This is a genomic window from Micromonospora tulbaghiae, from assembly GCF_900091605.1.
Lineage (GTDB): Bacteria > Actinomycetota > Actinomycetes > Mycobacteriales > Micromonosporaceae > Micromonospora > Micromonospora tulbaghiae.
The window spans coordinates 58,951-85,369 of sequence record NZ_FMCQ01000004.1 but is presented as its reverse complement, the minus strand read 5'-3'; the positions used below and the strand labels follow the sequence as shown (position 1 = coordinate 85,369).

Below are 26,419 nucleotides of genomic sequence, written 5' to 3'. Positions count from 1 at the left end.
GCACCAGGGCTCCGGTGCCGAACACCGGCTCGCCGGGCACCCGAGCGGATCGCTTGGCTCAGGGAATCGGCCCGGCCCGGACGCCGTTACACCCCCAGGCCGAGCCGCGAGGTCAAGCCCCCAGGCCGTATCGCCCCAACCGGTGAGCCACCACCGGCGGGAATGGCCCCGGCCCGCACGTCGTTACACCCCCGAGCCGCGGAGCAGGCCCCCGCCGGGCCGCCCGCGCCACCACAGCCCCTCTTCGACGGGCACCCCCGAAGACTTTCCCCCTCCGCGGCGCCCCCGCCGCGGTCATCCCCCAACAGGGAGGCAACCATCATGGCTACCACTCTGCTGCGCAAGACCGTTCTGACCGCTGCCGGTATCGCCGCCACCACCGCAGGCATCGCCGGCCCCGCCATCGCCGCCCACGCCACCCCCACCACCGGCACCACCCCCGTGGTGGCCGACCGCAAGGGCAGCCACGGCGAGCGGGAACTCGACGTGCGCTACGAGGCCCAGCCCAACTTCTACTTCTGCGGCCCCGCCGCCGCCCGCAACGCCCTGTCCGTACAGGGCAAGAACATCGACGTCCACGCCATGGCCCGCGAAATGGGCACCACCGAAGCCGGCACCAACAGCATCAACGACATCACCCCCGTACTGAACAAGGAAACCGGCACCAGCAACGCCTACAAGTCCGTCGAGATCAGCACCCCCAAGGCCGACGACAAGCAGACCGACACCCTGCGCGCCGACGTCGTCAAGACCGTCGACGCCGGCCGGGCCGTGGTCGCCAACATCGCCGGCACCGCCACCGACACCGACGGCACCACCCACTCCTTCGAAGGCGGCCACTACATCAGCGTCATCGGCTACCGCGACGACGGCCACACCGTCACCATCGCCGACAGCGCCAACCCCAACACCGCCACCTACCGCATGAACATCGACAACCTCGCCGACTGGATCGCCACCCGCGGCTACAGCACCAGCTGACCACCACCCACCGCGCACACAGCTGCACAGCAAGAACACGCGACAGGGCCCGACCCCACCACAGGGGCCGGGCCCTGTCGTGCGTGTGTTGTGTCAGGACTCGGCGAGGACGGCCAGGATCCCCTCGCCGTACTTGGCGAGCTTGTTCTCGCCGACCCCGTTGACCCGGGACAGCTCAGCCAGCGAGGTGGGCGGTTCGGCGGCGATCTGCCGCAGCGTCGCGTCGTGGAAGATGACGTACGCCGGGACGCCCTGTTCCTTGGCGGTGGCCGCGCGCCACCCGCGGAGCCGCTCGAAGACGGGCGCGGCGGCGGGGGAGAGGTCGGCGACGACGGTGGCCGCGCCCCGCGGCTTGGCGGACCGGCCGGCCGGGCGCTCCGGCTCCTTGCGCAGGGTGACCGTACGGCGGCGGCCGAGCACGTCCGCGCTGGCCTCGGTCAGCGCCAGCGTGCCGTAGTCGCCCTCGACGGCGAGCAGACCCTCGGCGAGCAGTTGCCGCACCACGCCACGCCACTCGGCCTCGCGCAACTCGGTGCCGATGCCGAAGGTGCTCAGCGCGTCGTGGCCGTGCTGATCGATCTTGTCGGTGTGCTTGCCGAGCAGGATGTCGATGCTGTGCCCGGCGCCGAATCGCTGGTTGCGCTCGCGGTCGAGCCGGTAGACGGTGGAGAGCAGCTTCTGCGCGGCGACGGTGCCGTCCCAGGACTCCGGCGGTTCGAGGCAGGTGTCGCAGTTGCCGCAGTCGGCCACCTCGGTCTCGCCGAAGTATTCGAGCAGTTGGGCGCGGCGGCAGCGGACCGTCTCGCAGAGCGCCAGCATCGCGTCCAGGTGGGCGGCGAGGTTGCGCCGGTGCGCCAGGTCGCCCTCCGACGTCTCGATCATTTTGCGTTGCTGCACCACGTCCTGGAGCCCGTACGCCAGCCAGGCCGTGGACGGCAGCCCGTCGCGCCCGGCGCGGCCGGTCTCCTGGTAGTAGCCCTCGACCGACTTCGGCAGGTCCAGGTGGGCGACGAAGCGTACGTCGGGCTTGTCGATGCCCATGCCGAACGCGATGGTGGCGACCATGACCAGGCCGTCCTCGCGCAGGAAGCGCTGCTGGTTGGCGGCGCGGGTCGAGGCGTCCAGCCCGGCGTGGTACGGCAGCGCGGGGATGCCGTTGGCGACCAGGAACTCGGCTGTCTTCTCCACCGAGGCCCGGGACAGGCAGTAGACGATGCCGGCGTCGCCCGGGTGCTCGTCGCGCAGCAGGCTCAGCAGCTGACGGCGGGGCTCCCGCTTGGGGACGATGCGGTACTGGATGTTGGGCCGGTCGAAGCTGGCCACGAAGTGCCGGGCCTCGGTGAGCCGCAGCCGGGTGGCGATCTCGGTGCGCGTCGCCCGGGTCGCGGTGGCGGTCAGTGCGATCCGCGGTACGTCCGGCCAGCGCTCGTGCAGCATCGACAGGTTGAGGTAGTCGGGGCGGAAGTCGTGCCCCCACTGCGAGACGCAGTGCGCCTCGTCGATCGCGAACAGCGCGATCCGGCCGCGTTCCAGCAGGCCGAGCGTGGAGCGCACGGCGAGCCCTTCCGGGGCGAGGTAGAGCAGGTCCAGCTCACCGGCGAGGTAGGCCGCCTCGACCCGGCGCCGCTGCGCGGGATCCTGGGTCGAGTTGAGGAACCCGGCCCGGACGCCGACCGCGGTGAGCGCGTCGACCTGGTCCTGCATGAGCGCGATCAGCGGGGAGACCACCACCGCCACGCCGTCGCGGACCAGCGCGGGGATCTGGTAGCACAGCGACTTGCCGCCGCCGGTGGGCATGAGCACCAGCGCGTCGCCGCCGGCCACCACGTGCTCGACGATTTCCTGCTGGAAGCCGCGGAAGGCGTCGTACCCGAAGACCCGGCGCAGCACCTGAAGCGCGTCGTCGGTCTGCGGGGCGTTGGTCCGCTCGTCGGTGGGGGAGACCATCCGCGCAGTCTACGAGCGTCCCCCGACACCGCCCGTCCCGGCGAGCCGTCACGAACGCGGCGAACTGTTCCGGTCGTCACCCCGTGGAATCCCGGACCGGGTCGCAGCCGTTAGAGTCGCTGATTGACCATGCGCGGCCGACCGGCCGCGGCGCCACGGCTGGGGGTAGCGGGTGAGCGAGGCGCGTACAGCGGGTGACCTGGGGCCGACCGAGGGGGAGACGGCGTCGGCCGAGTCGGACACCTCCCTGGTGGTGGTGACCGGCCTGTCCGGCGGCGGGCGCAGCACCGTGGCCCGGGCGCTGGAGAACGTCGGCTACTACGTCGTCGACAACCTGCCCCAGGCGCTGCTGCTGGACATGGCCGAGCTGGCGTTCAAGGCCGGCGGCGCGGCCCGGCGTACGGCGATGGTGCTGGACGTGCGCTCTCGCGCGTTCTCCACCGACCTGGCCGGGGCGATCCGGGAGCTGCGTGAGCGCGGCTTCCAGCCCCGGGTGGTCTTCGTCGACGCCGACGACGAGGTGCTGATCCGCCGGTTCGAGAGCGTGCGCCGCTCGCACCCGTTGCAGGGCGACGGGCGGCTGGCCGACGGCATCGCGGTCGAGCGGACGCTGCTGGAGGAGGCCCGCGAGCAGGCCGACGTGATCATCGACACCAGCCACCTGAACGTGAACCAGCTGCGCCGCCGGGTCGAGGAGCTGTTCGGCGGCGAGGACGCCCGCCGGCTGCGGATCACCGTGATCTCGTTCGGCTTCAAGTACGGCCTGCCGCCGGATGCCGACTTCGTGATGGACGCCCGCTTCCTGCCGAACCCGTACTGGGTGCCGGAGCTGCGGGAGCACACCGGCCGGGAGGAGGCGGTGAGCGCGTACGTGCTGGGCCAGGAGGGCGCGGACGCGTTCGTGGCCGGCTACGCCGACCTGGTCAACGCCACCACCGCCGGGTTCGAGCGGGAGGGCAAGCGCTACCTGACCGTGGCGGTCGGCTGCACCGGCGGCAAGCACCGCAGCGTGGCCATCGCCGAGGAGCTGGCCTCCCGGCTGCGCCACTCCGGCATCGCCGCCAACGCCCAGCACCGGGACCTGGGGCGGGAGTGACCCCGACCAGGGTGGTCGCCTTCGGCGGCGGGCACGGGCTCTCGGCGTCGCTGCGGGCGCTGCGTCACTGCGTACCCGAACTGGACCTGGACATCACCGCGGTGGTCACCGTCGGTGACGACGGTGGCTCCAGTGGCCGGTTGCGTGCCGAGCGCGGCGGCCTGCCGCCCGGCGACCTGCGTCAGGCGCTCGTCGCGCTGGCCGGCGACCATCCGGCCACCCGGCGTAGCGCGGCGTTGTTCCAGCACCGCTTCGCCGCCGCCGTGCCGCCGGCGCCGACGATCGCCACGCCGGTCCCGGTCGCGGTCGGCGACTCGCTCGCCGGCCACGCGGTCGGCAACCTGCTGCTGCACGGGCTCACCGATCTGCTCGGCGACCCGGTGGCCGCGCTCGACCACGCCGGGGCGATGCTCGGCGCGGTGGGGCGGGTGCTGCCGATGTCCCGCCAGCCGGTGGGCATCGAGGCCCGGGTCCGCGGCGCCGACCCGGAGCATCCGGACGAGGTGTCCACGGTGCGTGGCCAGCACCAGGTCGCGGTCACCCCGGGCACCGTCGAGTCGCTGCGGCTCAACCCGTCCGCGCCGGCCGCGTGCGCCGAGGCGGTGACTGCGGTACGCGCCGCGGACTGGCTGATCTTCGGGCCGGGCAGCTGGTACACGAGCGTGCTGCCGCACCTGCTGGTGCCGGGCCTGGCCGACGCGATCGTGTCCAGCCCGGCGCGGCGGCTGGTGACGCTCAACCTGGTGGCCGAGAAGGAGACCTCGGGGCTCTCCCTGCCCGACCATCTGGACACACTGCGGCGCTATCTGCCCGAGCTGAAGGTGGACCGGGTGCTCGCCGACTCCACGGCGGTGGCTGATCCCGTGGCGGTCGAACGTGCGGCAGAATCGCTGGGTGCCCGGCTGGTCCTCGCTCCCGTCGCCGTCCTCGACGGCACGCCCCGTCATGATCCAGCCGCCTTGGGCGCCGCGCTGGTGCCTGTCCTGCGCGCCGATCGTTAGACACGTACGTAATCACCGGCGACACGCCGGAACCGGTCCGTGAGGGGGCGCACTATGGCGATGACGGCTGCGGTCAAGGACGAGCTGAGTCGGGTCGACGTGCCCAAGCCCTGCTGTCGCCGGGCGGAGATGGCCGCCCTGCTGCGTTTCGCCGGCGGCCTGCACATCGTGTCGGGCCGCGTCGTGGTCGAGGCGGAGCTGGACACCGGCGCGGTGGCGCGCCGGCTGCGGCGGGAGATCGCCGAGGTGTACGGCTACCCGAGCGAGATCCACGTGCTGGCCTCCGGCGGGCTGCGCAAGGGCAGCCACTTCATCGTGCGGGTGGTCAAGGACGGCGAGGCGCTCGCCCGGCAGACCGGCCTGCTCGACGTGCGGGGCCGCCCGGTGCGCGGCCTGCCGCCGCACGTGGTGGCCGCGAACGTCTGCTGTGCCGTGTCGGCCTGGCGGGGCGCGTTCATGGCGCACGGCTCGCTCACCGAGCCGGGCCGCTCCAGCGCGCTGGAGATCACCTGCCCCGGCCCGGAGTCGGCGCTGGCGCTCGTCGGCGCCGCCCGGCGCATCGGCATCACCGCCAAGAACCGCGAGGTGCGTGGCGTGGACCGGGTGGTGGTCAAGGACGGTGACGCGATCGCCGCGCTGCTCACCCGCATCGGCGCGCACTCCAGCGTGCTGGCCTGGGAGGAGCGACGGGTACGCCGGGAGGTGCGCGCGACCGCGAACCGGCTGGCCAACTTCGACGACGCCAACCTGCGCCGCTCCGCCCGCGCCGCGGTCGCCGCCGCCGCCCGGGTGACCCGCGCGCTGGAGATCCTCGCCGACGACGCCCCGAACCACCTGACCTCGGCCGGGCGGCTGCGCCTGGAGCACCGTCAGGCCTCGCTGGAGGAGCTGGGTGCGCTCGCGGAGCCGCCGCTGACCAAGGACGCCATCGCCGGCCGGATCCGCCGGCTGCTCGCACTGGCCGACAAGCGCGCCCGCGACCTGGGCATCCCGGATACGGAAGCGGCAGTCACGCCGGACATGCTCGTGGTCTGATAGGACTCAGGCGGCGGCGCACCGCGAGCGGGATCACCACCCGCCGCAGCGCGACGCCGTGCGCTCGGATATGGTCGCTGCGTACGGCAAGGGGGCCGCGCACAGGCATCCCTCGCCGTGCTCACCGCCTCGGGCGGTCAGGTCTCCGTGACCGCGGCGGGGTGGCCGAGATGACATGTCGACGGCCGGCTCCAACGGTCGGCGCACACACCTCCGCCGGCCGCGTTCTGACGCCGGCGGACCAGAACGCGAGGAGATGGGACCTGTGACCATCCGGGTTGGCATCAACGGCTTCGGCCGGATCGGCCGCAACTTCTTCCGGGCAGTGCTGGCGTCCGGCGCTGACATCGAGGTCGTGGCGGTCAACGACCTGACCGACAACGCGACGCTCGCCCACCTTGTCAAGTACGACAGCATCCTGGGCCGCCTCCCGCACGAGGTGAAGGCCACCGCCGACGAGATCACCGTGGGCGGCAAGACCATCAAGGCGTACGCCGAGAAGGACCCGGCCGCGCTGCCGTGGGGCGAGGTCGGCGCCGACGTGGTCATCGAGTCCACCGGCTTCTTCACCGACGGCACCAAGGCGAAGGCGCACCTCGACGGCGGGGCCAAGAAGGTCATCATCTCCGCTCCGGCGAAGAACGAGGACGTCACCGTGGTCATGGGCGTCAACCAGGACCAGTACGACCCGGCCAAGCACAACATCATCTCGAACGCCTCCTGCACGACCAACTGCCTCGCGCCGATGGCGAAGGTCCTGCACGACACGTTCGGCATCAAGCAGGGTCTGATGACCACCATCCACGCGTACACGCAGGACCAGAACCTGCAGGACGCGCCGCACAAGGACCTGCGCCGGGCCCGGGCCGCCGCGCTGAACATCGTGCCGACCTCGACCGGCGCCGCGAAGGCCATCGGCCTGGTCCTGCCGGAGCTCAAGGGCAAGCTGGACGGCTACGCGCTGCGCGTGCCGATCCCGACCGGCTCGGCCACCGACCTGACCGTGGAGGTCGGCCGGGAGACCACCGTGGACGAGGTCAATGCCGCGCTCAAGGCCGCCGCCGAGGGCCCGCTGCGGGGCATCCTGACCTACAACGAGGACCCGATCGTCTCCGCCGACATCGTGACCGACCCGGCGTCGTGCATCTTCGACGCGCCGCTGACCAAGGTGATCGGCAACCAGGTCAAGGTCGTCGGCTGGTACGACAACGAGTGGGGCTACTCGAACCGCCTGGTGGACCTGGTCAAGCTGGTGGGTCAGTCCCTGTGAGTGCGTGGAGCGAGCTTGCGAGCCCCGCAGTCACGAACGGAGGGCTGGCTCTGTGACGATCCGTAACCTCGACGACCTGCTCGCCGAGGGGGTGTCGGGTCGGCGCGTGCTGGTACGCGCCGACCTGAACGTCCCGCTCGACAAGCAGACCGGGGAGATCACCGACGACGGCCGGATCCGGGCCGTCCTGCCGACGCTGAGCGCGCTGGTGCAGGCCGGCGCGAAGGTGGTCGTCTGCTCGCACCTGGGCCGCCCGAAGGGCGCGCCGGACCCGCAGTTCAGCCTCCGCCCGGTCGCCGGGCGGCTCGGCGAGCTGCTCGGCGCCCCGGTGCACTTCGCCGAGGACACCGTCGGCGACTCGGCGCGGTCCACGGTGGCCGCTCTGGCCGACGGCCAGGTCGCGCTGCTGGAGAACCTGCGGTTCAACAAGGGCGAGACCAGCAAGGACGACGCGGAGCGGGGCGCGTTCGCCGACCAGCTCGCCGCGCTCGGCGACTCCTACGTCGACGACGCGTTCGGCGCGGTGCACCGCAAGCACGCCAGCGTGCACGACGTGCCGGCCCGGCTGCCGCACTTCGCGGGCCGCCTGGTGCTGCGCGAGGTCGAGGTGCTCAGCCGCCTCACCGGTGAGCCGGAGCGGCCGTACGTGGTGGTGCTGGGCGGCTCGAAGGTCTCCGACAAGCTGGCCGTGATCGAGGCGCTGCTGCCGACCGTCGACCGGCTGCTCATCGGCGGCGGGATGTGCTTCACCTTCCTCAAGGCCCAGGGCCACGAGGTGGGCACCTCGCTGCTGGAGAAGGACATGGTCGAGACCTGCCGCAACCTCATGGAGCGCGCGCCGGGCAAGATCATGCTCCCGGTCGACGTGGTGGCCGCCGACGCGTTCGCGCCGGACGCCGCGCACGACACCGTGCCGGCCGACGGCATTCCGAGCCACCGGCTGGGCCTGGACATCGGCCCGGAGACGGTGGCCGGTTTCGCCGCCGTGCTGTCGCAGGCGAAGACCGTCTTCTGGAACGGACCGATGGGCGTGTTCGAGATGGCGGCGTTCGCGAACGGCACCCGGGGCGTGGCCGAGGCGATCACCAAGGCCGACGCGTTCAGCGTGGTCGGCGGCGGCGACTCGGCCGCGGCGGTGCGTGCGCTGGGCCTGGACGAGTCCTCGTTCGGGCACATCTCCACCGGCGGTGGCGCCTCCCTGGAATACCTGGAGGGCAAGACCCTCCCCGGCATCGCGGCCCTGGAGAACTGAATGGCGAGCACGACCCGCCGGCCGCTGATGGCCGGCAACTGGAAGATGAACCTGAACCACCTCGAGGCCAACCTGCTGGTGCAGAAGCTGGCCGCGAGCCTGAACGAGAAGCAGCTCACCGACGTCGAGTGCGTGGTGCTGCCGCCCTTCACCGATCTGCGTACCGTGCAGACGGCTGTGGACGGCGACAAGCTGCTGATCGGCTACGGCGCGCAGGACCTGTCGCCGCACCCGTCCGGCGCGTACACCGGTGACATCGCCGGTCCGATGCTGGCCAAGCTGGGCTGCGGTTACGTGGTGGTCGGCCACTCCGAGCGGCGGCAGTACCACCACGAGGACGACGCGCTGGTCAACGCGAAGGTGTCGGCGGCGCTGGCGAACGGGCTCACCCCGATCCTCTGCATCGGCGAGGGCCTGGAGGTCCGGGAGCAGTCGGGTCAGGTGCGGCACTGCTGCGACCAGCTCGACGGCGCGCTGAAGGGGCTCACCGCCGAGCAGGTCGCCAAGGTCGTCGTGGCGTACGAGCCGGTCTGGGCGATCGGCACCGGCAAGACGGCGACTCCGGACGACGCCCAGGAGGTCTGCGGCGCGGTGCGCAAGCGCATCGCCGAGACCTACGACGAGGGCACCGCCGAGCAGGTCAGGATCCTGTACGGCGGATCGGTCAAGGCGTCGAACGTCGCCGCGATCATGGCGCAGCCGGACGTGGACGGGGCCCTGGTCGGGGGCGCCAGCCTGGACGCGGAGGAGTTCGCGCAGATCTGCCGGTTCCCGGAGCACATCGCCCGCTGATCGCTCGCTATCCTTGACGCTGCCCGTCCACCGGTCGGTGCCGCAGTGCCCGACAGGTCCGGGCAGTGATCGCAACGAGAGGACTGACCCCCGCCATGCCGATCTGGTTCGCCTACACGATGATCACGTTGCTGGTCATCACGAGCGTCCTGCTCACTCTGCTGATCCTCCTGCACCGCGGTAAGGGCGGCGGGTTGTCGAGCATGTTCGGCGGCGGCGTCAGCTCCAGCCTGGCCGGTTCGTCGGTGGCCGAGAAGAACCTCGACCGCTACACCGTTCTGGTGGGAATCGTCTGGTTCGCGTGCATCGTCGGGCTCGGGCTCTGGCTGCGGCTGCAGATGGCCAGCGGCACCTGAGCCGGCGCTGCGAAGCGTACAATCTGCGCGCGGTCCGTCACGGACCGCGCGCAGTTTTGTTTCTCCGCGCGTCGCCCGTCGCCCACCCCCTCCGGCGGCGGTCCCCTCCGACGACAGGGAGCGAGCAACCGTGCCCAGCAACAACGTCATCCGCGGCACCCGGGTCGGGTCCGCCCCCGAGCGGTTCGACCAGCGGGTCGAGCCCGCGCCGCGCCGACCGGTCGTCTACTGGTGCCGCCACGGGCACCGGGTCGAGTTCCTGATCGCCGCCGAGGCGGAGACGCCCGCCTCCTGGGAGTGCCCCCGCTGCGGCGAGCCGGCCGGCCCCGACCCGGGCGACCCGCCGGGCCGCCAGCGCGCCGAGCCGTACAAGACCCACCTGGCGTACGTGCAGGAGCGGCGTACGCCGGAGGAGGGTGAGGCGCTGCTCGCCGAGGCCCTCGACGCGCTGCGCCGACGCCGCGGCCGCGCCTGAGCCGGCCGTGGAGGGCCCGTCCGGGCCCTCCACGGCCGGCTCAGCGGAGGCTACGCAGGCGTGGCGGCACGTTCGCCGCCGCGGCCCGGTCGAGGAGCCAGAGGGTACGGGAGACCCCCTGCACCCCGGCGGCCGGCAGCTGCACCGGCCCGGCCCCGGCCAGCGCCATGCCCACCGCCCGGGCCTTGTCCGCGCCGGCGGCGATCAGCCAGACCTCCTCGGCCGTGTTGATCGTCGGCAGGGTCAGCGTGGTCCGCACCGGCGGCGGCTTCGGGCTGCCCCGCACCGCGCTGACCGGTCGGTTGTCGTGGTGCACCGGGTGCTCCGGGAACACCGACGCCACGTGCCCGTCCTCGCCGACGCCGAGCATCAGCACGTCGAAGTGCGGCACGATCGCGTTCCCGGGCCGGGCGGCGGCGGCCAGCTCCCGCGCGTACCCGGCGGCGGCCGCCTCCGGGTCGTCACCCGCAGGGCCGTCCGACGCCGGCATCGGATGCACCCGGGCCGGGTCGAGCGGCACCGTGTCCAGCAGCGCCGCCCGCGCCTGCGTCTCGTTGCGTTCCAGGTCGCCGGCGGGCAGGAACCGCTCGTCGCCCCACCACACGTCGACCCGGGACCAGTCGACCGCGTCCCGGGCGGGCAGCTGCCCGACCGCCCGGTACACGGCCGCGGCGATCCGCCCGCCGGTCAGGACCACAGACGCCTGACCGCGCTCGGCCTGCGCGTCGAGCAGCTTCACCACCAGCCGGGCCGCCACCGCCTGCGCCAGCAGGTCGGGGTCGGCGTGTACGGCGACACTCGCCTCAGTCATCCGTCGTGCCCTCGTGTTCCGACCGCCCACCGGCGGTCACCTGTGCCTCCGACCGCCCGATCCGGGCGGTCACTCGTTCGCGGTCGCGCCCGCGTGCGCGGTCACGCCGGCCTCGGCCCGCTGGGCGGTCGCCGGATCCTTCCACACGTGCACCCGCTGGACCGGGCGCTCGTCGAGCCCGGTGATCCCGGCCGCAGCGCCGAGCGCCTCCGCGTACACCTGGTCGGCGTCGAGGCGGCGCAGCTCCTCGGCCAGCTCGTCACCGAGCGGCCGGCGCACCAGCGGCAGCGTGCGGTCCTCCTGCCCGGTACGCCGGAACACCGCGATGCTGTCGTCCCGCGTGAGCGTCAGCTCGTCGCCGTTGGCGCAGCGCAACTGCACCTGGCGCATCCGGGGGAACTCGTCGGTGGCGGTCAGGACCGGGTCGATGCCGAGCCGGGCCTTCAGCCAGCCGCGCATCAGCGCCGCCGTCGGGTCCGACGGGGGAGCCACCACGCTGGCCTCGGTGACCCGGGCCTGAGTGGTGTCGAACGCGCCCGCCACGAGCGTGCGCCACGGGGTGATCCGGGTCCACGCCAGGTCGGTGTCGCCCGGAGCGTAGTCGTGGGCCCGCTGCCTCAGCGCGGCGATCGGGTCGGCGGCCTGCGCCGAGTCGGTGATCCGCCGGTCCGCGACCACGCCGAGGAAGTCGGTGGAGATCTCCGCGGGCGGCTCGCCGTGCCACCACGTCACCACCGGCACGTCCGGCACCAGCAGCGGCATCACCACCGACTCGGCGTGCAGCGCGAGCCGCCCGTACATCCGGGTCACCACCGCCTCGCACGGCCCGAGCCGGCCACCCACGACGATCTCCGCGTCCAGCCGGTTGCGGTCGCGCTCCACGTCGGAGCGGACCACCACGAGCAGCCGGCACGGATGCGCCGCCGCGGCGATGGTGGCCGCCGCCTCCGCCTCGCGTACCCGCTTCTCGTCCACCACCACGATCAGCGTGAGCGCCATGCCACTGGCCACCCCGCCCGCGCTACGCCGCTCCGCGGCCAGCGCCTTGACCACCTCGTTGCCGGTGGTGTCCCACAGCCCGATCATGCTCTTCTCCAAGCCCGGCCCTCGCGGGCCAGCATCTCGTCGGCGGCCCGGGGCCCCCACTCACCGGCCCGGTACGGCTCCGGGGTCGTGCCCTCCCAGGCGTGCTCCAGCGGGTCGACGACCTGCCAGCTCTGCTCCACCTCGGCGGCGTCCGGGAACAGCGTCCGGTCGCCGATCAGCACGTCCAGCACCAGCCGCTCGTACGCCTCGGGGCTGGACTCGGTGAACGCCTCGCCGTACTGGAAGTCCATCGCGATGTCGCGGACCTCCATCGTCGTGCCCGGCACCTTGGAGCCGAACTTCAGCACCACGCCCTCGTCCGGCTGCACCCGGATGACGAGCTGGTTGGGGCCGAGGGACTCCATGTCGGCGGCGTTGAACGGCAGGTGCGGAGCCTTCTTGAACATGATGGCCACCTCGGTGACCCGCCGGGGCAGCCGCTTGCCGGCCCGGATGTAGAACGGCACCCCGGCCCAGCGGCGGTTCTGGATGCCCAGCTTCACCGCCACGTACGTCTCGGTGGTGGAGCCCTCCGGGACGCCCTCCTCCTCCAGGTAGCCCTTGGCGCGCTCGCCGCCCACCCAGCCGGGCAGGTACTGGCCGCGCACGGTGTCCTCGGAGACGTCGTGCGGAACGGTGATCGCCTTGAGCACCTTGAGCTTCTCGGCCCGGATCTCGTCGGCGTCGAAGCTCGTCGGCTCCTCCATGGCGACCAGGGCGAGCAGTTGGAGCAGGTGGTTCTGGAGCACGTCGCGGGCGGTGCCGACCGAGTCGTAGAAGGCAGCGCGGGTGCCGATACCGACGTCCTCGGCCATGGTGATCTGCACCGAGTCGACGTACTTGGAGTTCCACAGCGGCTCGAACAGGTTGTTCGCGAACCGCAGCGCCAGGATGTTCTGGACCGTCTCCTTGCCCAGGTAGTGGTCGATCCGGAACACGTCCTGGCGGGTGAAGACGTCGTCGACCAGGTCGTTGAGCGCCTTGGCCGACGGCAGGTCGTTGCCGAACGGCTTCTCCACCACGACCCGCCGCCAGCCGCCGGACTTGGCGTTGTCCGCCATGCCGGTGCGGGCGAGCTGCTTGAGCACCACCGGGAAGGCCGCCGGGGGGATGGAGAAGTAGAAGGCCGCGTTGCCGGGGATGCCGTGCGAGTCGCGCAGCTCGTCGAGCGTGGCGGCGAGCTGGTCGAACGCGGCGTCGTCGTCGAACGAGCCGCCGACGAACTTGATGTTGCCGGCGAGCCGGGCCCACACCTCCTCCCGCCACGGGGTACGGGCGTGCTTCTTGGCCGCGTCGTGCGCCACCGACTCGAAGTCGCCGTCGCCCCAGTCCCGGCGGGCGAAGCCCAGGACCACGAAGCCGGGCGGCAGGAGCCCTCGGTTGGCCAGGTCGTAGACCGCCGGCAGCAGCTTCTTGCGGGCCAGGTCGCCCGTCACCCCGAAGATCACCAGGGCACACGGCTCGGGGATCCGGGGCAGCCGCCGGTCCTGCGGATCGCGCAGCGGGTTCACCGGGCCACCTCCTCCTGCGTCTCGGTCCGCTGATTCCAGGTCATTCATCGTCACGTGCGTGTCCGTCCGGCCGTTTCCAGGAGCTGGGCGACACCCGCCGCCCGCTCGGTCAGGTGCAGTCGCAGCACCGGTCGCTCCCGGCCGGCCAGGGCCCGCCGGTCGCCGGCGGCCTGGGCCGCCTGGAGCTGCGCGAAGGTGTACGGACGGCCGGGCACCTCCAGATCATCGGTGACCGCACCGGTGATCTGGAGGTGGCGGCCGTGCGGGTCGGTGTGTTGCGGCCGGCGCGGCCCCCAGCCGAAGGTGACCGGGCGTCCGGCGGCCCGCGCCAGCAGCGGGCGCAGCCCGGTGACCGCCGCGTCGGCGTGCCGGTCGAGGTACGCGGTCACCACGAGGTGTTCCCGTTCGCCCAGCCCGTCGAGCAGCCAGCGCAGCGCGCCGGTCAGGTCGGCCGGGGCGCCGCTCGGGGCGTACACCTCGATCGGGCCCTCGACCGACGACGGCGGCCCGCTCTCCGGCGCCGCGTCGTCGTCCACCGGCTCGGGCGGCGCGGCGAACGGGTCGGCCCGCAGCGTCACCGCGGCGGCTGCGGCGGCATAGGCCCAGGTGAGCAGGTGCGCGCCGAGCGGACCGTTGACCGCGACGTCGGCGGCCACGCCCGGTCCGACACCGGCGCCGAGGGCACCGCCGAGACCGACTGTGAGCACGCCCGGACCGGTGGCGCCGGGGGAGTCCGGGGACTCCGAGACCACCGGCAGCACCCGTCCGCCCGTCGCGTCGGCGAGCAGCGCGCCGGCCCAGCGGCCCAGACCGTCGAGGCCGGTGCCGTCGGGGACCAGCGCGATCGTGTCCCGGCCGGTTCCGGGCGCCGCGCCCAGGGCCGCGCCGAGCGCCAGGGCCGGGTTGTCCCGGTCCCGGTCGAGCGCGCCGGTGAGCGCCTCGGCCTCGTCCAGCACCTCGGCCACCGGCGCGCCGGCCAGCGCGGCCGGGACCAGGCCGAACGCGGTGAGCGCGGCCCACGGCCCGGCCACGCCGGGCTCCGCCGGGATCACCACCGCGCCCAGCTCGTCGGCGCGTGCCGCGAGTTCCGAGCCGGGCTCGGTGACCACCACGACGTGCCGGGCGGCGTCCGGGCCCTCGTCCGCCCACGCCTGCCGGTAGGCCCGCAGGTGGGCGTCGGTGGTCCGGTCGAGGCCGTGCCGGGCGGCGAGCACCAGGAGGGTACGTGCCGGGCGGTCGGCGAGCGCGGCCCGCACCGGCCCCGGATCGGCGGTGTCGAGCACTGTGAGCGGCCGGCCCAGGCACTCGGCCAGCACCTCGGCGGCGAGCGTGTCGCCGCCGGCGCCGGCCAGCACCACGTGGTCCAGGTCGTCCAGCTCGGCGGCCAGTTCGGCGAGCTGGGGGAGCAGATCCCGGCTGTGCCGGTGGGCGTGCAGCCAGCCCAGCCGGGTGAGGGCCGCCGGCTCGGCGGCGGGCCCCCAGAGGGCCGGGTCCGCGGCGGCGAGCCGGGCCGGGACGTCGTGGGAGACGAGCGTGGCCCGCACGGACGCGCCGACCGCGTCCGCGCCGCGCACGGCCAGACCGGCGGCGATGTCCGCCCGCCCGGCCAGCAGGTCACTCACGGCATCCCCTCACCCGTGTCACCGCTTCCACGGTACGGCGCGACGCGTCCCGGGGCCCGGCCCCGGGACGCGTCGGACGCCGTCGGTCACGCGTTGCCGCCGGCCTGCTGGGCCGCCTGCGCGTTGCCCTCGGCGGCCCGGTGCGGGCTGCCCGAACCCTTGGCCGCCTCGGCGAGGGACTTCTTGACCCCCTCCAGCAGCTCCACCCAGCTGGCCTCGAACTTCTCCACGCCCTCGCGCTCCAGCGTGGCGATCACGTCGGACAGGTCCACGCCCACCGACTGGAGGTCGGCGAAGACCTGGCGGGCGTCGTCGTACGCGACGGTGACGGTGTCCGGCTTCGTCTCGCCGTGCTCGGCGTAGGCGTGGATGACCGGTTCCGGCATGGTGTTCACGGTGCCGGGCGCGATCAGCTCCTCGACGTAGATGACGTCCCGGTAGTCCGGGTTCTTCGTCGACGTGGAGGCCCAGAGCGGGCGCTGCGGGTGGGCGCCCGCGTCGGCCAGCTTCTGCCAGCGTGCCGAGGAGAAGACCTCGCCGTAGCGCTCGTACGCCAGCCGGGCGTTGGCGACGGCGGCCTTGCCGCGCAGCGCCTTGGCCTGGTCCGAGCCGATCTTCTCCAGCCGCTTGTCCACCTCGCTGTCGACCCGGGAGACGAAGAACGAGGCGACCGAGCCGATCTTCGACAGGTCGTGCCCGTTCGCCTGTGCCTGCTCCAGGCCGGCCAGGAAGGCGTCCATCACCTGCGAGTACCGGTCCAGGCCGAAGATCAGCGTGACGTTGACGCTGATCCCCTCGGCCAGCGTCGCGGTGATCGCGGGCAGGCCCTCCTCGGTGGCCGGGATCTTGATGAACAGGTTCGGCCGGTCGACCAGCCACCACAGCGCCTTGGCCTCGGCGACGGTCTTCGACGCGTCGTGCGCCGAGCGGGGGTCCACCTCGATCGACACCCGGCCGTCCACGCCGCCGCTGGCGTCGTACGACGGGCGCATCACGTCGCAGGCCCACCGCACGTCGTACGTGGTGAGCATGCGGACCGCCTCCTCGACGTCCACGCCGCGAGCGGCGAGGTCACGAAGCTGCCAGTCGTACTCGTCGGCGTCGCTCAGCGCCTTCGCGAAGATCGTCGGGTTGGTGGTCACCCCGGCGACGTGGCTCTCCCGGCGCAGCTTGTCCAGCCCGCCGGAGCTCAGCCGTACCCGGGAAAGATCGTCGAGCCAGATCGCCACCCCGGCGCCCTGGAGTTCCTTCAGCCTGTCCGTCATGCCGTCCACGCTCCCCTCAGTTGCCGGTCGTGAAACCGGTGATGTCGCCCACCCGGGCCAGCGCCGCGTGCGCGGCGGCCACGATCCGGTCGGGGGTGAACCCGAACTGCTCGAAGAGCACGGTGTGCGGCGCGCTGGCGCCGTAGTGCTCGATGCTCACGCACTCGCCGCTGTCGCCGACGATCGCCCGCCAGGACATCGCGATGCCCGCCTCCACGCTCACCCGTGCCTTTACCCCGCGAGGCAGCACCGACTCCCGGTACGCCTCGTCCTGGGCGAAGAACCACTCCTGGCAGGGCATGGAGACGACCCGGGTGGGGGTGCCGTCGGCCTCCAGCCGCTCCCGCGCGGTGAGGCAGAGCTGCACCTCGGAGCCGGTGCCGACCAGGATCACCTGCGGCTTGCCGTTCGACGCCTCGGCCAGCACGTACCCGCCCTTGGCGACGCCCTCGGCGCCGCCCAGGTCGGTGCGGTCGAACGTCGGCAGTGCCTGGCGGCTGAGCGCCAGCGCGGTCGGCCGGTCGGTGTGCTCCAGCGCCTGCCGCCACGCCCAGACCGTCTCGTTGGCGTCGGCCGGGCGGACCACGTCCAGGCCGGGGATGGCCCGCAGCGCGGTCAGGTGCTCGATCGGCTGGTGCGTCGGGCCGTCCTCGCCGAGGCCGATCGAGTCGTGCGTCCAGACGTACGTCACCGGCAGCTTCATCAGCGCGGCCAGCCGCACCGCCGGGCGCATGTAGTCGCTGAACACCAGGAACGTGCCGCCGTACGGGCGGGTGCCGCCGTGCAGGGCGATGCCGTTGAGGATCGAGCCCATGGCGTGCTCGCGGATGCCGAAGTGGAGCGTGCGGCCGTACTCGTCGCCAGGGAAGTCCTTGGTGGCGTGCGCGGCCGGGACGAACGACGGCTCGCCCTTCATGGTGGTGTTGTTGCTCTCGGCCAGGTCGGCCGAGCCGCCCCACAGCTCGGGCAGCACCGGCGCCAGGGCCTCCAGGATCTTGCCGGAGGCGGCGCGGGTGGCGACGCCCTTGGCGTCCGCGTCGAAGGTCGGCAGCGCGTCGGTCCAGCCGGTCGGCAGCGTACGGGTGGCCATCCGGTCCCACAGCGCCTTGCGCTCCGGGTTGGCCTGCGCCCACGCGTCGAATCCGGTGGTCCACTCCGCCTGCTCCTGCGCGCCGCGCTCCAGCACCTGACGGGCGTGCCCGAGCACCTCCTCGTCGATCTCGAAGGTGCGCTGCGGGTCGAAGCCGAGGATCTCCTTGGTGGCCTTGACCTCGTCCGCGCCGAGCGCCGAGCCGTGGATCTTGCCGGTGTTCTTCTTGTTCGGCGCGGGCCAGCCGATGATCGTGCGCAGCGCGATGAACGACGGCCGGCCGGTCTCCGCCTTGGCGGCCAGCAGCGCCTGGTACAGCGCCTCGATGTCCTCGTGGTAGTCGCCCTGGTCGGCGTCGCCCCGGCGCCAGTCGACGGTCTGCACGTGCCAGCCGTATGCCTCGTAGCGGGCCGCCACGTCCTCGCTCTTGGCGATACGGGTGTCGTCCTCGATCGAGATCTCGTTGTCGTCGTAGATCACGCAGAGGTTGCCGAGCTGCTGGTGACCGGCGAGCGCGCTGGCCTCGTGGGTGATGCCCTCCTCGATGTCACCGTCGGAGGCGATGCACCAGATGTCGTGCCGGAACGGCGAGTCGGCGCGGTCCGGCTCCGGGTCGAACAGGCCGCGCTCACGGCGGGCCGCCATGGCCATGCCGACCGCGTTGCCGAGGCCCTGGCCGAGCGGGCCGGTGGTGGTCTCCACGCCCGGGGTGTGGCCGTGCTCCGGGTGGCCCGGGGTGAGCGAGCCCCACTGGCGCAGCGCCTTGAGGTCGTCCAGCGCCAGCGGGTAGCCGGAGAGGAAGAGCTGGATGTAGAGCGTCAGGCTGGAGTGCCCGGCGGAGAGCACGAACCGGTCGCGTCCGGCCCAGTTCGGGTCGGCCGGGTTGTGCCGCATGACCCGGTTGAAGAGCAGGTACGCCACCGGGGCGAGGCTCATCGCCGTCCCCGGGTGGCCGTTGCCGGATTTCTCCACGGCGTCCATGGCCAGCACGCGGACCGTGTCGACGGCCCTGCGGTCGAGGTCGGACCAGTTGAGAGCGGGAAGCTCGGGTCGGTTGGCAGCCACGATGGTTGTGCTCCTCGGCAGATGGGCGGAACCCTCACTGATGACCCTATCGAGCGGTCCTAAACGTCCGCCCGCGGATCTCAGCATGCTGTTCTGTACGGATCGCGGACGTTCGGTCGTTCAACCCCAGGTGTGACGGCTCGCACCGTTGCCGGGTCCGCGGGGCAGCGAAAACGACGCCGCGTAGTGTGTGGGGCGGTGTGTGGACCCCAGGGGTCCGGGCCGAACGACCTCCCCCGCCGAATGCCGGAAGGTGGCAATCCGTGAGCATGATCACCGAGCGCCCCGTCAGCAACCCTGCCGGGCAGTCGCCGGTGGGCACGGTGGCGGAGGCGCCGGCGAGCGGCCGGCGGGACGTACGCGCCGTGGTGGCGGCGTACGTGACGCTGACCAAGCCACGGATCGTCGAGCTGCTGCTGGTGACCACCGTCCCGGCGATGATGCTCGCCCACGGCGGGATGCCGTCGCTGTGGCTGGTCGCCGTGGTGCTGGTCGGCGGCTCGCTCGCGGCCGGCGCGGCGAGCGTCCTCAACTGCTACATCGACCGCGACATCGACCAGCTCATGCGGCGCACCAAGCGCCGCCCGCTGCCCGCGCACACCGTGTCGCCGCGCAGCGCCCTGGTCTTCGGCCTGGTGCTGGCGGCCGTCTCGGTGGCGCTGATGGCGGCGACGACGAACTGGCTGGCGACGGTGCTGACGGTCGCCGCGATCGCCTACTACGACCTGGTCTACACGCTGTGGCTGAAGCGGACCACGGCCGCCAACACGTTCTGGGGCGGCATCTGCGGCGCCGCGCCGGTGCTGATCGGCTGGGCCGCTGTCACCGGCTCGCTGGCGCCGGCCGCGTGGGGTCTGTTCGCTGTGGTCTTCTTCTGGCAGATGCCGCACTTCTACGCGCTGGCCATCAAGTACAAGGCCGACTACGCCCGCGCCGGTGTGCCGATGCTGCCGGTAGTGGCCTCGGTCCGGCGGGTCAACGCCGAGATCATCGGCTTCTCCTGGTTGACGGTGCTCTCCTCGCTGGCGGTCTGGCCGCTCGGGATGAGCCCGATCTACGGGGTGACGGCGCTCGTGGTCGGCGGCATCTTCCTCGTCGAGGCGCACAAGCTGTGCCGGCGCGCGACGCGTGGCGAGGCGGTCAAGCCGATGCGGCTGTTCCACTGGTCCACCACGTACCTCACGATCCTCTTCGCGGCCGTCGCACTCGACGCGCTCATCTGACCCGCCGTCCGGCGGTTCATCAGAAATTTTTTTCGGGCTTCCCCGGACGGGTTCAACCCGGACAGATTGTGACGATCCTGCCCGTCCGCTTCGCCCAGGTTTAAGCGACATGTACGGGCGAATTACCTGTGGTTCGTCTTAAACCGATGGGTAATTGGCATCACATTCAGTTCATGGTTCTCGCACATCCGGGTGGAACTCTGCTTAGGCTTCGCGTCATGGCAGATGGTTCCGATACGACGCTGACGGCTGACAAGACCGCCGAGCAGGCCCCCAACGGCCTGGTCGCGGGCATCAAGTCGTTCGCCGCCGGGCACGGCGGCGCGAAGGCGGTCATCGAGTACGTCGGCAAGCGCGGCGCACGGATCGTCCTCGTGGGTTCCGACGGGGTATGGGCAGACCAGTTCGCCGACGGCACGGACGTCGCGCGGCAGGCCTGCGCGAAGGCCGGGGTCGACGTCGAGAACGCCTGGGAGCGTGAACTGATGGACCAGATGCGTCCGAGCAACGACCTGTGGCGGTCGATGGCCCGGCGCACGATGGCCCGTTGACATATACCGAATGACCAACCACCACCAGTCGACCCGGGGGAGACCCCGGGTCGCTTTCGTCACCTGCGCCGAGCTGCCCGACCTCGACCCGGACGACCGGCTCGCACTCGGCCCGCTCGCGGACCGCGGCGTCACCGCCGAGATCGCGATCTGGGACGACCCGGCCGTCGACTGGCCCGGGTACGACCTGGTCGTGCTCCGCTCCCCGTGGGACTACGCGCTGCGCCGGGACGAGTTCGTGGCCTGGGCGCGTACCGTGCCGGCCCTGGTCAACCCGGCCGACGTGGTCGCCTGGAACACCGACAAGCGCTACCTGTCCGAGCTCGCCGCCGCCGGAGTGCCCACCGTCCCGACGGAATGGGTCGAGCCGGGGCAGGCGTGGACGCCACCGGCCGGCGGCGAGTACGTGATCAAGCCGGCGGTCAGCGCGGGCAGCCAGGACACCGGCCGCTACGACCTGACCGACCCGGAGCACCGCGAGCTGGCGCTGGCCCACGTACGGCGGCTCTCCGGCGCCGGGCGGGTCGCCATGGTCCAGCCGTACCTCGGCGCGGTGGACACCGCCGGGGAGACCGCGCTGCTGTTCCTGGCCGGCCCCGGCGGCCTGGCGTTCAGCCACGCCATCCGCAAGGGCCCGATGCTGACCGGGCCGGACCTGGGCGAGGCCGCCCTCTACAAGGAGGAGCGGATCGACGCCCGCGCCGCCACGGCGGAGCAGCGGGCCCTGGCCGAGAAGGTGCTCGCGGTGGTGCCCGGCGGCCCGGACCGCCTGCTCTACGCCCGCGTCGACCTGATCCCCGGCCCGGACGGCGAGCCCGTGCTGGTCGAGCTGGAGCTGACCGAGCCGAGCCTGTTCGTGGGGTACGCCGACGGCGCACCGGATCGTCTCGCCGACGCGGTGCTCGCCCACCTGGCTCGCCGCTGAGGCCAGCGGCCGGATGAGCGCCGCGGCGGCCCGCACCGGCACCGGCGCGACGCTCAGTCGCGGTCGCTGTGGTTGCGCGCCCAGCGGCCACCGATCGGCGGCGTGTCCAGCCGCAGCGCGGCCTCCGTGCCGGCCAGGTCGTTGTCCTCGAACGCGCACGACACGCAACTGCCCGCCTCGGTGACCCAGATGCCGTACGCCTGGGTGTCGGCGTCCCGGTGCCAGATCCGGTTGCCGCGCACGGTGGCCGAGTCGAACGGCGCGGCGATCGTGATTCCGCCGCAGGCCGATGGTGCGTCCGGCAGCTCGTACGCCGTGCCGGGCCCCGGCGTGGCCGCGCTCCACCCGGTGGAGCCGTCCGGGCGCACCTCGGCCAGGGAGAGCCGGTCGGCGCTGTTGTCGGACACCACGGCGTCGCGGGAGCCGACCCGCACCACCTTGCCCCGGTGCCCGCCGGCCGGCCAGTCGGCGTTGCCGTCGGTGACCTCGCGCGGGCCGTACCGCACCGCCTCGCCGGAGCCGGATTCGGCCGGGGCGGAGCGGCGGCCGTTGTCCCGGATCCGGTTCCCGACGATCGACGTGTCGAGCATCGGCCGGTCGATCCGGATGCCGTCCAGCGCGTTGTCCCGGATGTCGTTGTCCTGGATCACCACGTCGGCCGCCGCGCCCCGGTAGCCGTGGCCCAGGTCGTGCTCGTGGTAGCCGAAACCGCCGTTGCGGCTGATCCGGTTGGCCTGGACCGCGTACGGGCCGGGGGTGTTGCCCATGCTGATGCCGTCGCCGACGTTGTAGTCGATCACGCAGCCGGTGACCAGGCCGCCGCGCCCGGCCACGCCGGCGGTGCCGTTGCCCGACACGTCGAACCCGGCCTCCAGGTTGTTGGTCATGGTGCAGCCGGAGACGATCAGCCCGTCCGCGCCCCAGTCGGAGATGCCGAACCGGTTGGCCTGGCTGTGGCAGCCGATGATCCGGATGCCGCGGGGCGGGGTCCAGTAGTCCTTCTGCAGCTCCAGGAAGATGCCGTTGGTGCCGTTGCCGATGGTGGTGCAGTTGGCGATGGTGAGTCGCTCCACGTCGCCCCAGCCGCCGATGCCGACGCCGATCCCCGCGCCGCCCATCTGGTCGCCGTTGTCCAGCCGGCCGCACCCGACCGCGACCACCCCGTCGATCAGGCTGTCCTGGAGGAAGTCGCAGCCCAGGCCGGTCGCACCGGTGTGGTGGATGTAGAGGTTGCGGAAGACTCCGCGTACCACGTACTGCAGGCCCAGCCCCTTGGCCAGGTAGTCGTAGGCGGTCTGGGCCACGCCGGAGCCGTCGATCTCGAAGTCGGCGAACGAGCAGTCGGCGATGTGCCGGTCCCGGTCCGCGCCGTGCTGCACAGTCGTCCAGTAGGCGAGCGGGACCGGTGCGCTGCGGTTGCCCTCGTTGCTGAGCAGGAAGCGGGTCGCGGCCGGCCCGGCGCCGAGCAGCGAGACGCCGCTGCGCCAGACGGTCCCGGCGTCGCGGATCGAGTAGAGGCCGGGCGGGCAGTAGATCACCCGGGCCCGGCCGTCGGCGTCGTACCCGGCGCCGAGGCGGTCCACCAGCGCCGCCAGGGCGGGCTGGTCGTTGGTGACCCCGTCGCCGGTGAGGCCGTACTCGCGGGCGTCGCACCACAGCGGCGCGCCGGCGACCGGGGTCAGCCGTTGCGGGGTGGTGGTGGAGAGGCTCTTGTGCGACACGGGGAGCTCCCCTCGGGCGGACGGTCGGTGGCCCGTGCCGCTTTCCCGCTCCCGCCGCGGGGTAACGCCCCGCTCAGGCGGCGGCGCCCACCCGTTCGACGGCGGGCGCGGCCGGCGCGGCCGGGGTGGCCGGCAGCCGCTCCCGGGTCGCCCAGAGCACGCCCAGCGTGGCCAGCAGCACCAGGCAGGAGCCGAGCATGTGCGCGCCGACCAGCACGGCGGGCAGGTGGGTGAAGTACTGGACGAAGCCGATCACGCCCTGGCCCAGCTCGACCGCGATCAGCACCGCCGCGGCCCGCGCCGCCCGCGCCGCGCCGACCGCCCGGAACGCGAAGTACAGCGCCACCGAGAGGCCGATCAGCAGGAAGACGCCGTCGGCGTGCACCTGCGAGATCGCCGCCGGGTCCAGGCCGTTGCGGGCCGCGCCGTGGTCGCCGGCGTGCGGTCCGCTGCCGGTCACCCACGTGCCGACCACCAGCACCGACGCGCTCACCGCGGTGGTGATCCAGGCGAGCGTACGCAGCGGTGCCGGCACGGTCGGGGACACCGGCCCGTCCGGGTCCTTGATGCGCCGCCAGAGCGCGTACGCGACCGCGATCACCGCCATCGAGGCGAGGAAGTGCAGCCCGACCACCCACGGGTTGAGGTCGGTGAGCACCGTGATGCCGCCGATGACCGCCTGGGCGGGGATGCCGAACAGCACGCCCACGGCTAGCGGCAGCGTCCCGCGGCGGCGCGGGCGGTGCGCCAGCACGGCCAGCACCACGGCGAGCGCGATGATCCCGACCGCGAAGGTGAGCAGCCGGTTGCCGAACTCGATCACCCCGTACACGCCCATCTCGGGCGTCGTGGTGTAGGAGTCCTCGGTGCACCGGGGCCAGGTGGGGCAGCCGAGGCCGGAGGCGGTGAGCCGGACGGCCCCGCCGGTGACCACGATCGCGACGTTCGCGATGATCGAGGCGAGCGCGAGGCGGCGCAGCAGCGTGGCGGAGACCGGAAACCGGACGGATCGCTTCACGGAGCGAATCCTACGCACCGTAGTTGATCCCGATCGGGTGACTCCGGCACCCCGGTGGTCGGAATCACCGGACCCCGGGTTTGCGGGCCCTCCGCGAATTACGTAACGTTGGCGTTGTGAAAAACGCGGCGGCGCTCTCCCGAACGCCGGTGACCGGTCCGGTCGCCGGTGGTTCGCGCGCACGTCGCGGCGTACGGCCCGGCGAGCGGGAGACCGCTCCGGCCGACCTGTCGACCCGCGACCGGGTCACCCAGCTGCTGCTGGAGCGTGGTCCCACCACCGCCGCGCAGCTCGGCACGGCGCTCGGCCTGAGCCCGGCCGCGATCCGCCGCCACCTCGACGCGATGCTGGCCGACGGTGACGTGGTCGCCCGCGACCAGACCGTCCGCGGCAGTCGCGGGCGCGGTCGCCCGGCCAAGGTCTTCGCGCTCACCGAGGCGGGCCGCGGTCGCTGCGGCACTCACCACTACGACAACATGGCCACCGCCGCGCTGCGGTGGATCGCCCGCACCGGCGGCACCGAGGCGGTCGCGGCGTTCGCGGCCGAGCAGGTCTCCGCGCTGGAGACCCGCTGCCGGGCGGCCATGGAGGACGCCGGAGACGCCCCGCTCGCGCGGGCGGAGGCACTCGCCGGCGCGCTGACCGCCGAGGGTTACGCTGCCAACGCGTCCACGATCGCCTCCGGCGGCCAGCTCTGCCAGCACCACTGCCCGGTGGCGCACGTGGCCGCCGAGTTCCCTCAGCTGTGCGAGGCCGAGACCGAAGTGATCTCCCGTCTGGTCGGCACTCACGTACAGCGCCTGGCCACCATCGCGCACGGCGACGGCGTGTGCACCACGCACATTCCCGCCCAGTCCGGTTCCACCGTCACCACTGTGAGGACAGATAGATGACCGAGCAGATCGTCCAGCCCCTGACCCAGGAGGAGCAGCTCGCGGCCCTCGGCCGTTACGAGTACGGCTGGGCCGACCCCGACGTCGCCGGGGCGTCCGCCCAGCGCGGCCTCAGCGAGGCGGTGGTGCGGGACATCTCGGCCAAGAAGAACGAGCCGGCCTGGATGCTCGACCTGCGGCTCAAGGGCCTGCGCCTGTTCGGCCGCAAGCCGATGCCGAACTGGGGCGCCGACCTCACCGGGATCGACTTCGACAACATCAAGTACTTCGTGCGGTCCACCGAGAAGCAGGCCACCTCCTGGGAGGAGCTGCCCGAGGACATCAAGAACACCTACGACAAGCTCGGCATCCCGGAGGCGGAGAAGCAGCGCCTGGTCGCCGGTGTCGCGGCGCAGTACGAGTCCGAGGTCGTCTACCACCAGATCCGCGAGGATCTGGAGGAGCAGGGCGTGGTCTTCCTCGACACTGACACCGCGCTCAAGGAGCACGAGGACCTGTTCAAGGAGTACTTCGGCACGGTCATCCCGGTCGGCGACAACAAGTTCGCCGCGCTGAACACCTCCGTCTGGTCCGGTGGCTCGTTCATCTACGTGCCGAAGGGCGTGCACGTGGACATCCCGCTGCAGGCCTACTTCCGGATCAACACGGAGAACATGGGCCAGTTCGAGCGGACGCTGATCATCGTCGACGAGGGCGCGTACGTGCACTACGTCGAGGGCTGCACCGCGCCCATCTACTCCTCCGACTCGCTGCACAGCGCGGTCGTGGAGATCATCGTCAAGAAGAACGCCCGGTGCCGGTACACGACCATCCAGAACTGGTCGAACAACGTCTACAACCTGGTCACCAAGCGCGCCGTGTGCCACGAGGGCGCGACCATGGAGTGGGTCGACGGCAACATCGGCTCCAAGGTCACCATGAAGTACCCGGCGGTCTACATGACCGGCGAGCACGCCAAGGGCGAGGTGCTCTCGGTGGCCATGGCCGGTGAGGGCCAGCACCAGGACGCCGGCGCCAAGATGGTGCACGCCGCGCCGCACACCTCCTCGACCATCGTGTCGAAGTCGATCGCCCGGGGCGGCGGCCGCACCTCGTACCGCGGTCTGGTGCAGGTGCTGGAGGGCTCGACCAGCAGCAAGAGCACCGTCAAGTGCGACGCGCTCCTGGTCGACACGATCTCCCGCTCCGACACCTACCCGTACGTCGACATCCGCGAGGACGACGTGTCGATGGGGCACGAGGCGACCGTCTCCAAGGTCAGCGAGGACCAGCTCTTCTACCTGATGAGCCGGGGCCTGAGCGAGGACGAGGCGATGGCGATGATCGTGCGCGGCTTCATCGAGCCGATCGCCAAGGAGCTCCCGATGGAGTACGCGCTGGAGCTCAACCGCCTGATCGAGCTGCAGATGGAGGGCGCGGTCGGCTGACGCCGG

At 72.4% G+C, this 26,419-nt stretch carries 23 protein-coding genes; 14 read left to right on the top strand and 9 right to left on the bottom strand.

The annotated features are described in order from the left end of the window. Positions 1–321: 321 nt before the first annotated feature. Positions 322–981 (top strand): C39 family peptidase, encoded by a 660-nt coding sequence (locus GA0070562_RS13160; protein WP_091420442.1) that lies wholly within the window; start codon positions 322–324, stop codon positions 979–981. A gap of 93 nt (positions 982–1,074) precedes the next feature. On the opposite strand, the gene recQ is transcribed toward GA0070562_RS13160, so the two are convergent. Beyond that, on the bottom strand, positions 1,075–2,928 hold the full coding sequence (gene recQ, locus GA0070562_RS13155) for a DNA helicase RecQ (RefSeq protein WP_091420440.1): 1,854 nt from the start codon (positions 2,926–2,928) through the stop codon (positions 1,075–1,077). Positions 2,929–3,100: 172 nt separating this feature from the next. Between recQ and rapZ the strand changes: the two genes are divergently transcribed. From rapZ to GA0070562_RS13115, 8 genes are all read left to right on the top strand, one after another. Then, complete coding sequence (gene rapZ, locus GA0070562_RS13150; protein ID WP_372443347.1) at positions 3,101–4,024, top strand: RNase adapter RapZ; 924 nt, start codon at positions 3,101–3,103, stop codon at positions 4,022–4,024. Next, a complete protein-coding gene (locus tag GA0070562_RS13145; protein WP_091420438.1) occupies positions 4,021–5,025 on the top strand; it encodes a gluconeogenesis factor YvcK family protein in 1,005 nt (334 codons plus the stop codon). Before rapZ ends, GA0070562_RS13145 begins: the two co-directional genes overlap by 4 nt. 54 nt (positions 5,026–5,079) lie before the next feature. Beyond that, positions 5,080–6,060, top strand: a complete 981-nt coding sequence (whiA, locus tag GA0070562_RS13140; RefSeq protein WP_018788213.1) for a DNA-binding protein WhiA — start codon at positions 5,080–5,082, stop codon at positions 6,058–6,060. Between the two features lie 265 nt (positions 6,061–6,325). Next, positions 6,326–7,330: a type I glyceraldehyde-3-phosphate dehydrogenase gene (gene gap / locus GA0070562_RS13135; protein ID WP_091420436.1), complete on the top strand. Its 1,005-nt coding sequence runs from the start codon at positions 6,326–6,328 to the stop codon at positions 7,328–7,330. Between the two features lie 52 nt (positions 7,331–7,382). Then, the gene (locus GA0070562_RS13130) at positions 7,383–8,582 is read left to right on the top strand and encodes a phosphoglycerate kinase (protein ID WP_091420433.1); all 1,200 of its coding nucleotides are present in this window, start codon (positions 7,383–7,385) and stop codon (positions 8,580–8,582) included. Beyond that, on the top strand, positions 8,583–9,374 hold the full coding sequence (gene tpiA / locus GA0070562_RS13125) for a triose-phosphate isomerase (RefSeq protein WP_091420430.1): 792 nt from the start codon (positions 8,583–8,585) through the stop codon (positions 9,372–9,374). 95 nt (positions 9,375–9,469) lie between these two features. Then, positions 9,470–9,730 (top strand): preprotein translocase subunit SecG, encoded by a 261-nt coding sequence (gene secG / locus GA0070562_RS13120; RefSeq protein WP_091420428.1) that lies wholly within the window; start codon positions 9,470–9,472, stop codon positions 9,728–9,730. 130 nt (positions 9,731–9,860) lie between these two features. Beyond that, positions 9,861–10,205, top strand: coding sequence for an RNA polymerase-binding protein RbpA (locus GA0070562_RS13115; RefSeq protein WP_091420426.1), 345 nt, complete (start codon positions 9,861–9,863; stop codon positions 10,203–10,205). 40 nt (positions 10,206–10,245) lie between these two features. On the opposite strand, the gene pgl is transcribed toward GA0070562_RS13115, so the two are convergent. From pgl to tkt, 6 genes are all read right to left on the bottom strand, one after another. Continuing rightward, positions 10,246–11,016 carry a 6-phosphogluconolactonase gene (pgl, locus tag GA0070562_RS13110; protein WP_091420423.1) on the bottom strand — a complete coding sequence of 257 codons (771 nt, stop codon included), beginning with the start codon at positions 11,014–11,016 and terminating at the stop codon, positions 10,246–10,248. Between the two features lie 69 nt (positions 11,017–11,085). Then, positions 11,086–12,102: a glucose-6-phosphate dehydrogenase assembly protein OpcA gene (locus GA0070562_RS13105; protein WP_091420420.1), complete on the bottom strand. Its 1,017-nt coding sequence runs from the start codon at positions 12,100–12,102 to the stop codon at positions 11,086–11,088. Beyond that, complete coding sequence (gene zwf / locus GA0070562_RS13100; RefSeq protein ID WP_091420418.1) at positions 12,099–13,661, bottom strand: glucose-6-phosphate dehydrogenase; 1,563 nt, start codon at positions 13,659–13,661, stop codon at positions 12,099–12,101. The genes GA0070562_RS13105 and zwf overlap by 4 nt, the downstream gene beginning before the upstream one ends. Positions 13,662–13,663: 2 nt before the next feature. Continuing rightward, positions 13,664–15,235: a glucose-6-phosphate isomerase gene (locus GA0070562_RS13095; RefSeq protein ID WP_091420415.1), complete on the bottom strand. Its 1,572-nt coding sequence runs from the start codon at positions 15,233–15,235 to the stop codon at positions 13,664–13,666. An 86-nt stretch (positions 15,236–15,321) separates the two neighbouring features. Further along, positions 15,322–16,500, bottom strand: a complete 1,179-nt coding sequence (tal, locus tag GA0070562_RS13090) for a transaldolase (RefSeq protein ID WP_091421924.1) — start codon at positions 16,498–16,500, stop codon at positions 15,322–15,324. 16 nt (positions 16,501–16,516) lie between these two features. Then, on the bottom strand, positions 16,517–18,655 hold the full coding sequence (gene tkt, locus GA0070562_RS13085; RefSeq protein ID WP_091420413.1) for a transketolase: 2,139 nt from the start codon (positions 18,653–18,655) through the stop codon (positions 16,517–16,519). Positions 18,656–18,918: 263 nt separating this feature from the next. Here tkt and GA0070562_RS13080 point away from each other — a divergent pair, with 263 nt between their 5' ends. The 3 genes from GA0070562_RS13080 to GA0070562_RS13070 all read left to right on the top strand — a co-directional run bounded on the left by GA0070562_RS13080 (position 18,919) and on the right by GA0070562_RS13070 (position 21,354). After that, positions 18,919–19,878, top strand: coding sequence for a heme o synthase (locus GA0070562_RS13080; RefSeq protein WP_091420411.1), 960 nt, complete (start codon positions 18,919–18,921; stop codon positions 19,876–19,878). 218 nt (positions 19,879–20,096) lie between these two features. Continuing rightward, positions 20,097–20,429, top strand: coding sequence for a hypothetical protein (locus GA0070562_RS13075; RefSeq protein WP_013287454.1), 333 nt, complete (start codon positions 20,097–20,099; stop codon positions 20,427–20,429). Between the two features lie 10 nt (positions 20,430–20,439). After that, positions 20,440–21,354, top strand: a complete 915-nt coding sequence (locus tag GA0070562_RS13070) for an ATP-grasp domain-containing protein (protein ID WP_091420409.1) — start codon at positions 20,440–20,442, stop codon at positions 21,352–21,354. A 53-nt stretch (positions 21,355–21,407) separates the two neighbouring features. On the opposite strand, the gene GA0070562_RS13065 is transcribed toward GA0070562_RS13070, so the two are convergent. Together GA0070562_RS13065 and GA0070562_RS13060 are read right to left on the bottom strand one after the other, a co-directional pair. Then, positions 21,408–23,075, bottom strand: a complete 1,668-nt coding sequence (locus GA0070562_RS13065) for a right-handed parallel beta-helix repeat-containing protein (RefSeq protein ID WP_091420407.1) — start codon at positions 23,073–23,075, stop codon at positions 21,408–21,410. A gap of 73 nt (positions 23,076–23,148) precedes the next feature. Next, on the bottom strand, positions 23,149–24,111 hold the full coding sequence (locus tag GA0070562_RS13060; RefSeq protein WP_175438731.1) for a COX15/CtaA family protein: 963 nt from the start codon (positions 24,109–24,111) through the stop codon (positions 23,149–23,151). 98 nt (positions 24,112–24,209) lie between these two features. On the opposite strand from GA0070562_RS13060, the gene GA0070562_RS13055 reads away from it, so the two are divergent. Both GA0070562_RS13055 and sufB read left to right on the top strand, forming a co-directional pair. Further along, entirely contained in the window at positions 24,210–24,986 is a 777-nt protein-coding gene (locus GA0070562_RS13055) for a helix-turn-helix transcriptional regulator (protein WP_091420402.1), read from the top strand. Continuing rightward, positions 24,983–26,413, top strand: a complete 1,431-nt coding sequence (sufB, locus tag GA0070562_RS13050) for a Fe-S cluster assembly protein SufB (protein ID WP_073831403.1) — start codon at positions 24,983–24,985, stop codon at positions 26,411–26,413. Before GA0070562_RS13055 ends, sufB begins: the two co-directional genes overlap by 4 nt. Positions 26,414–26,419: the final 6 nt, after the last annotated feature.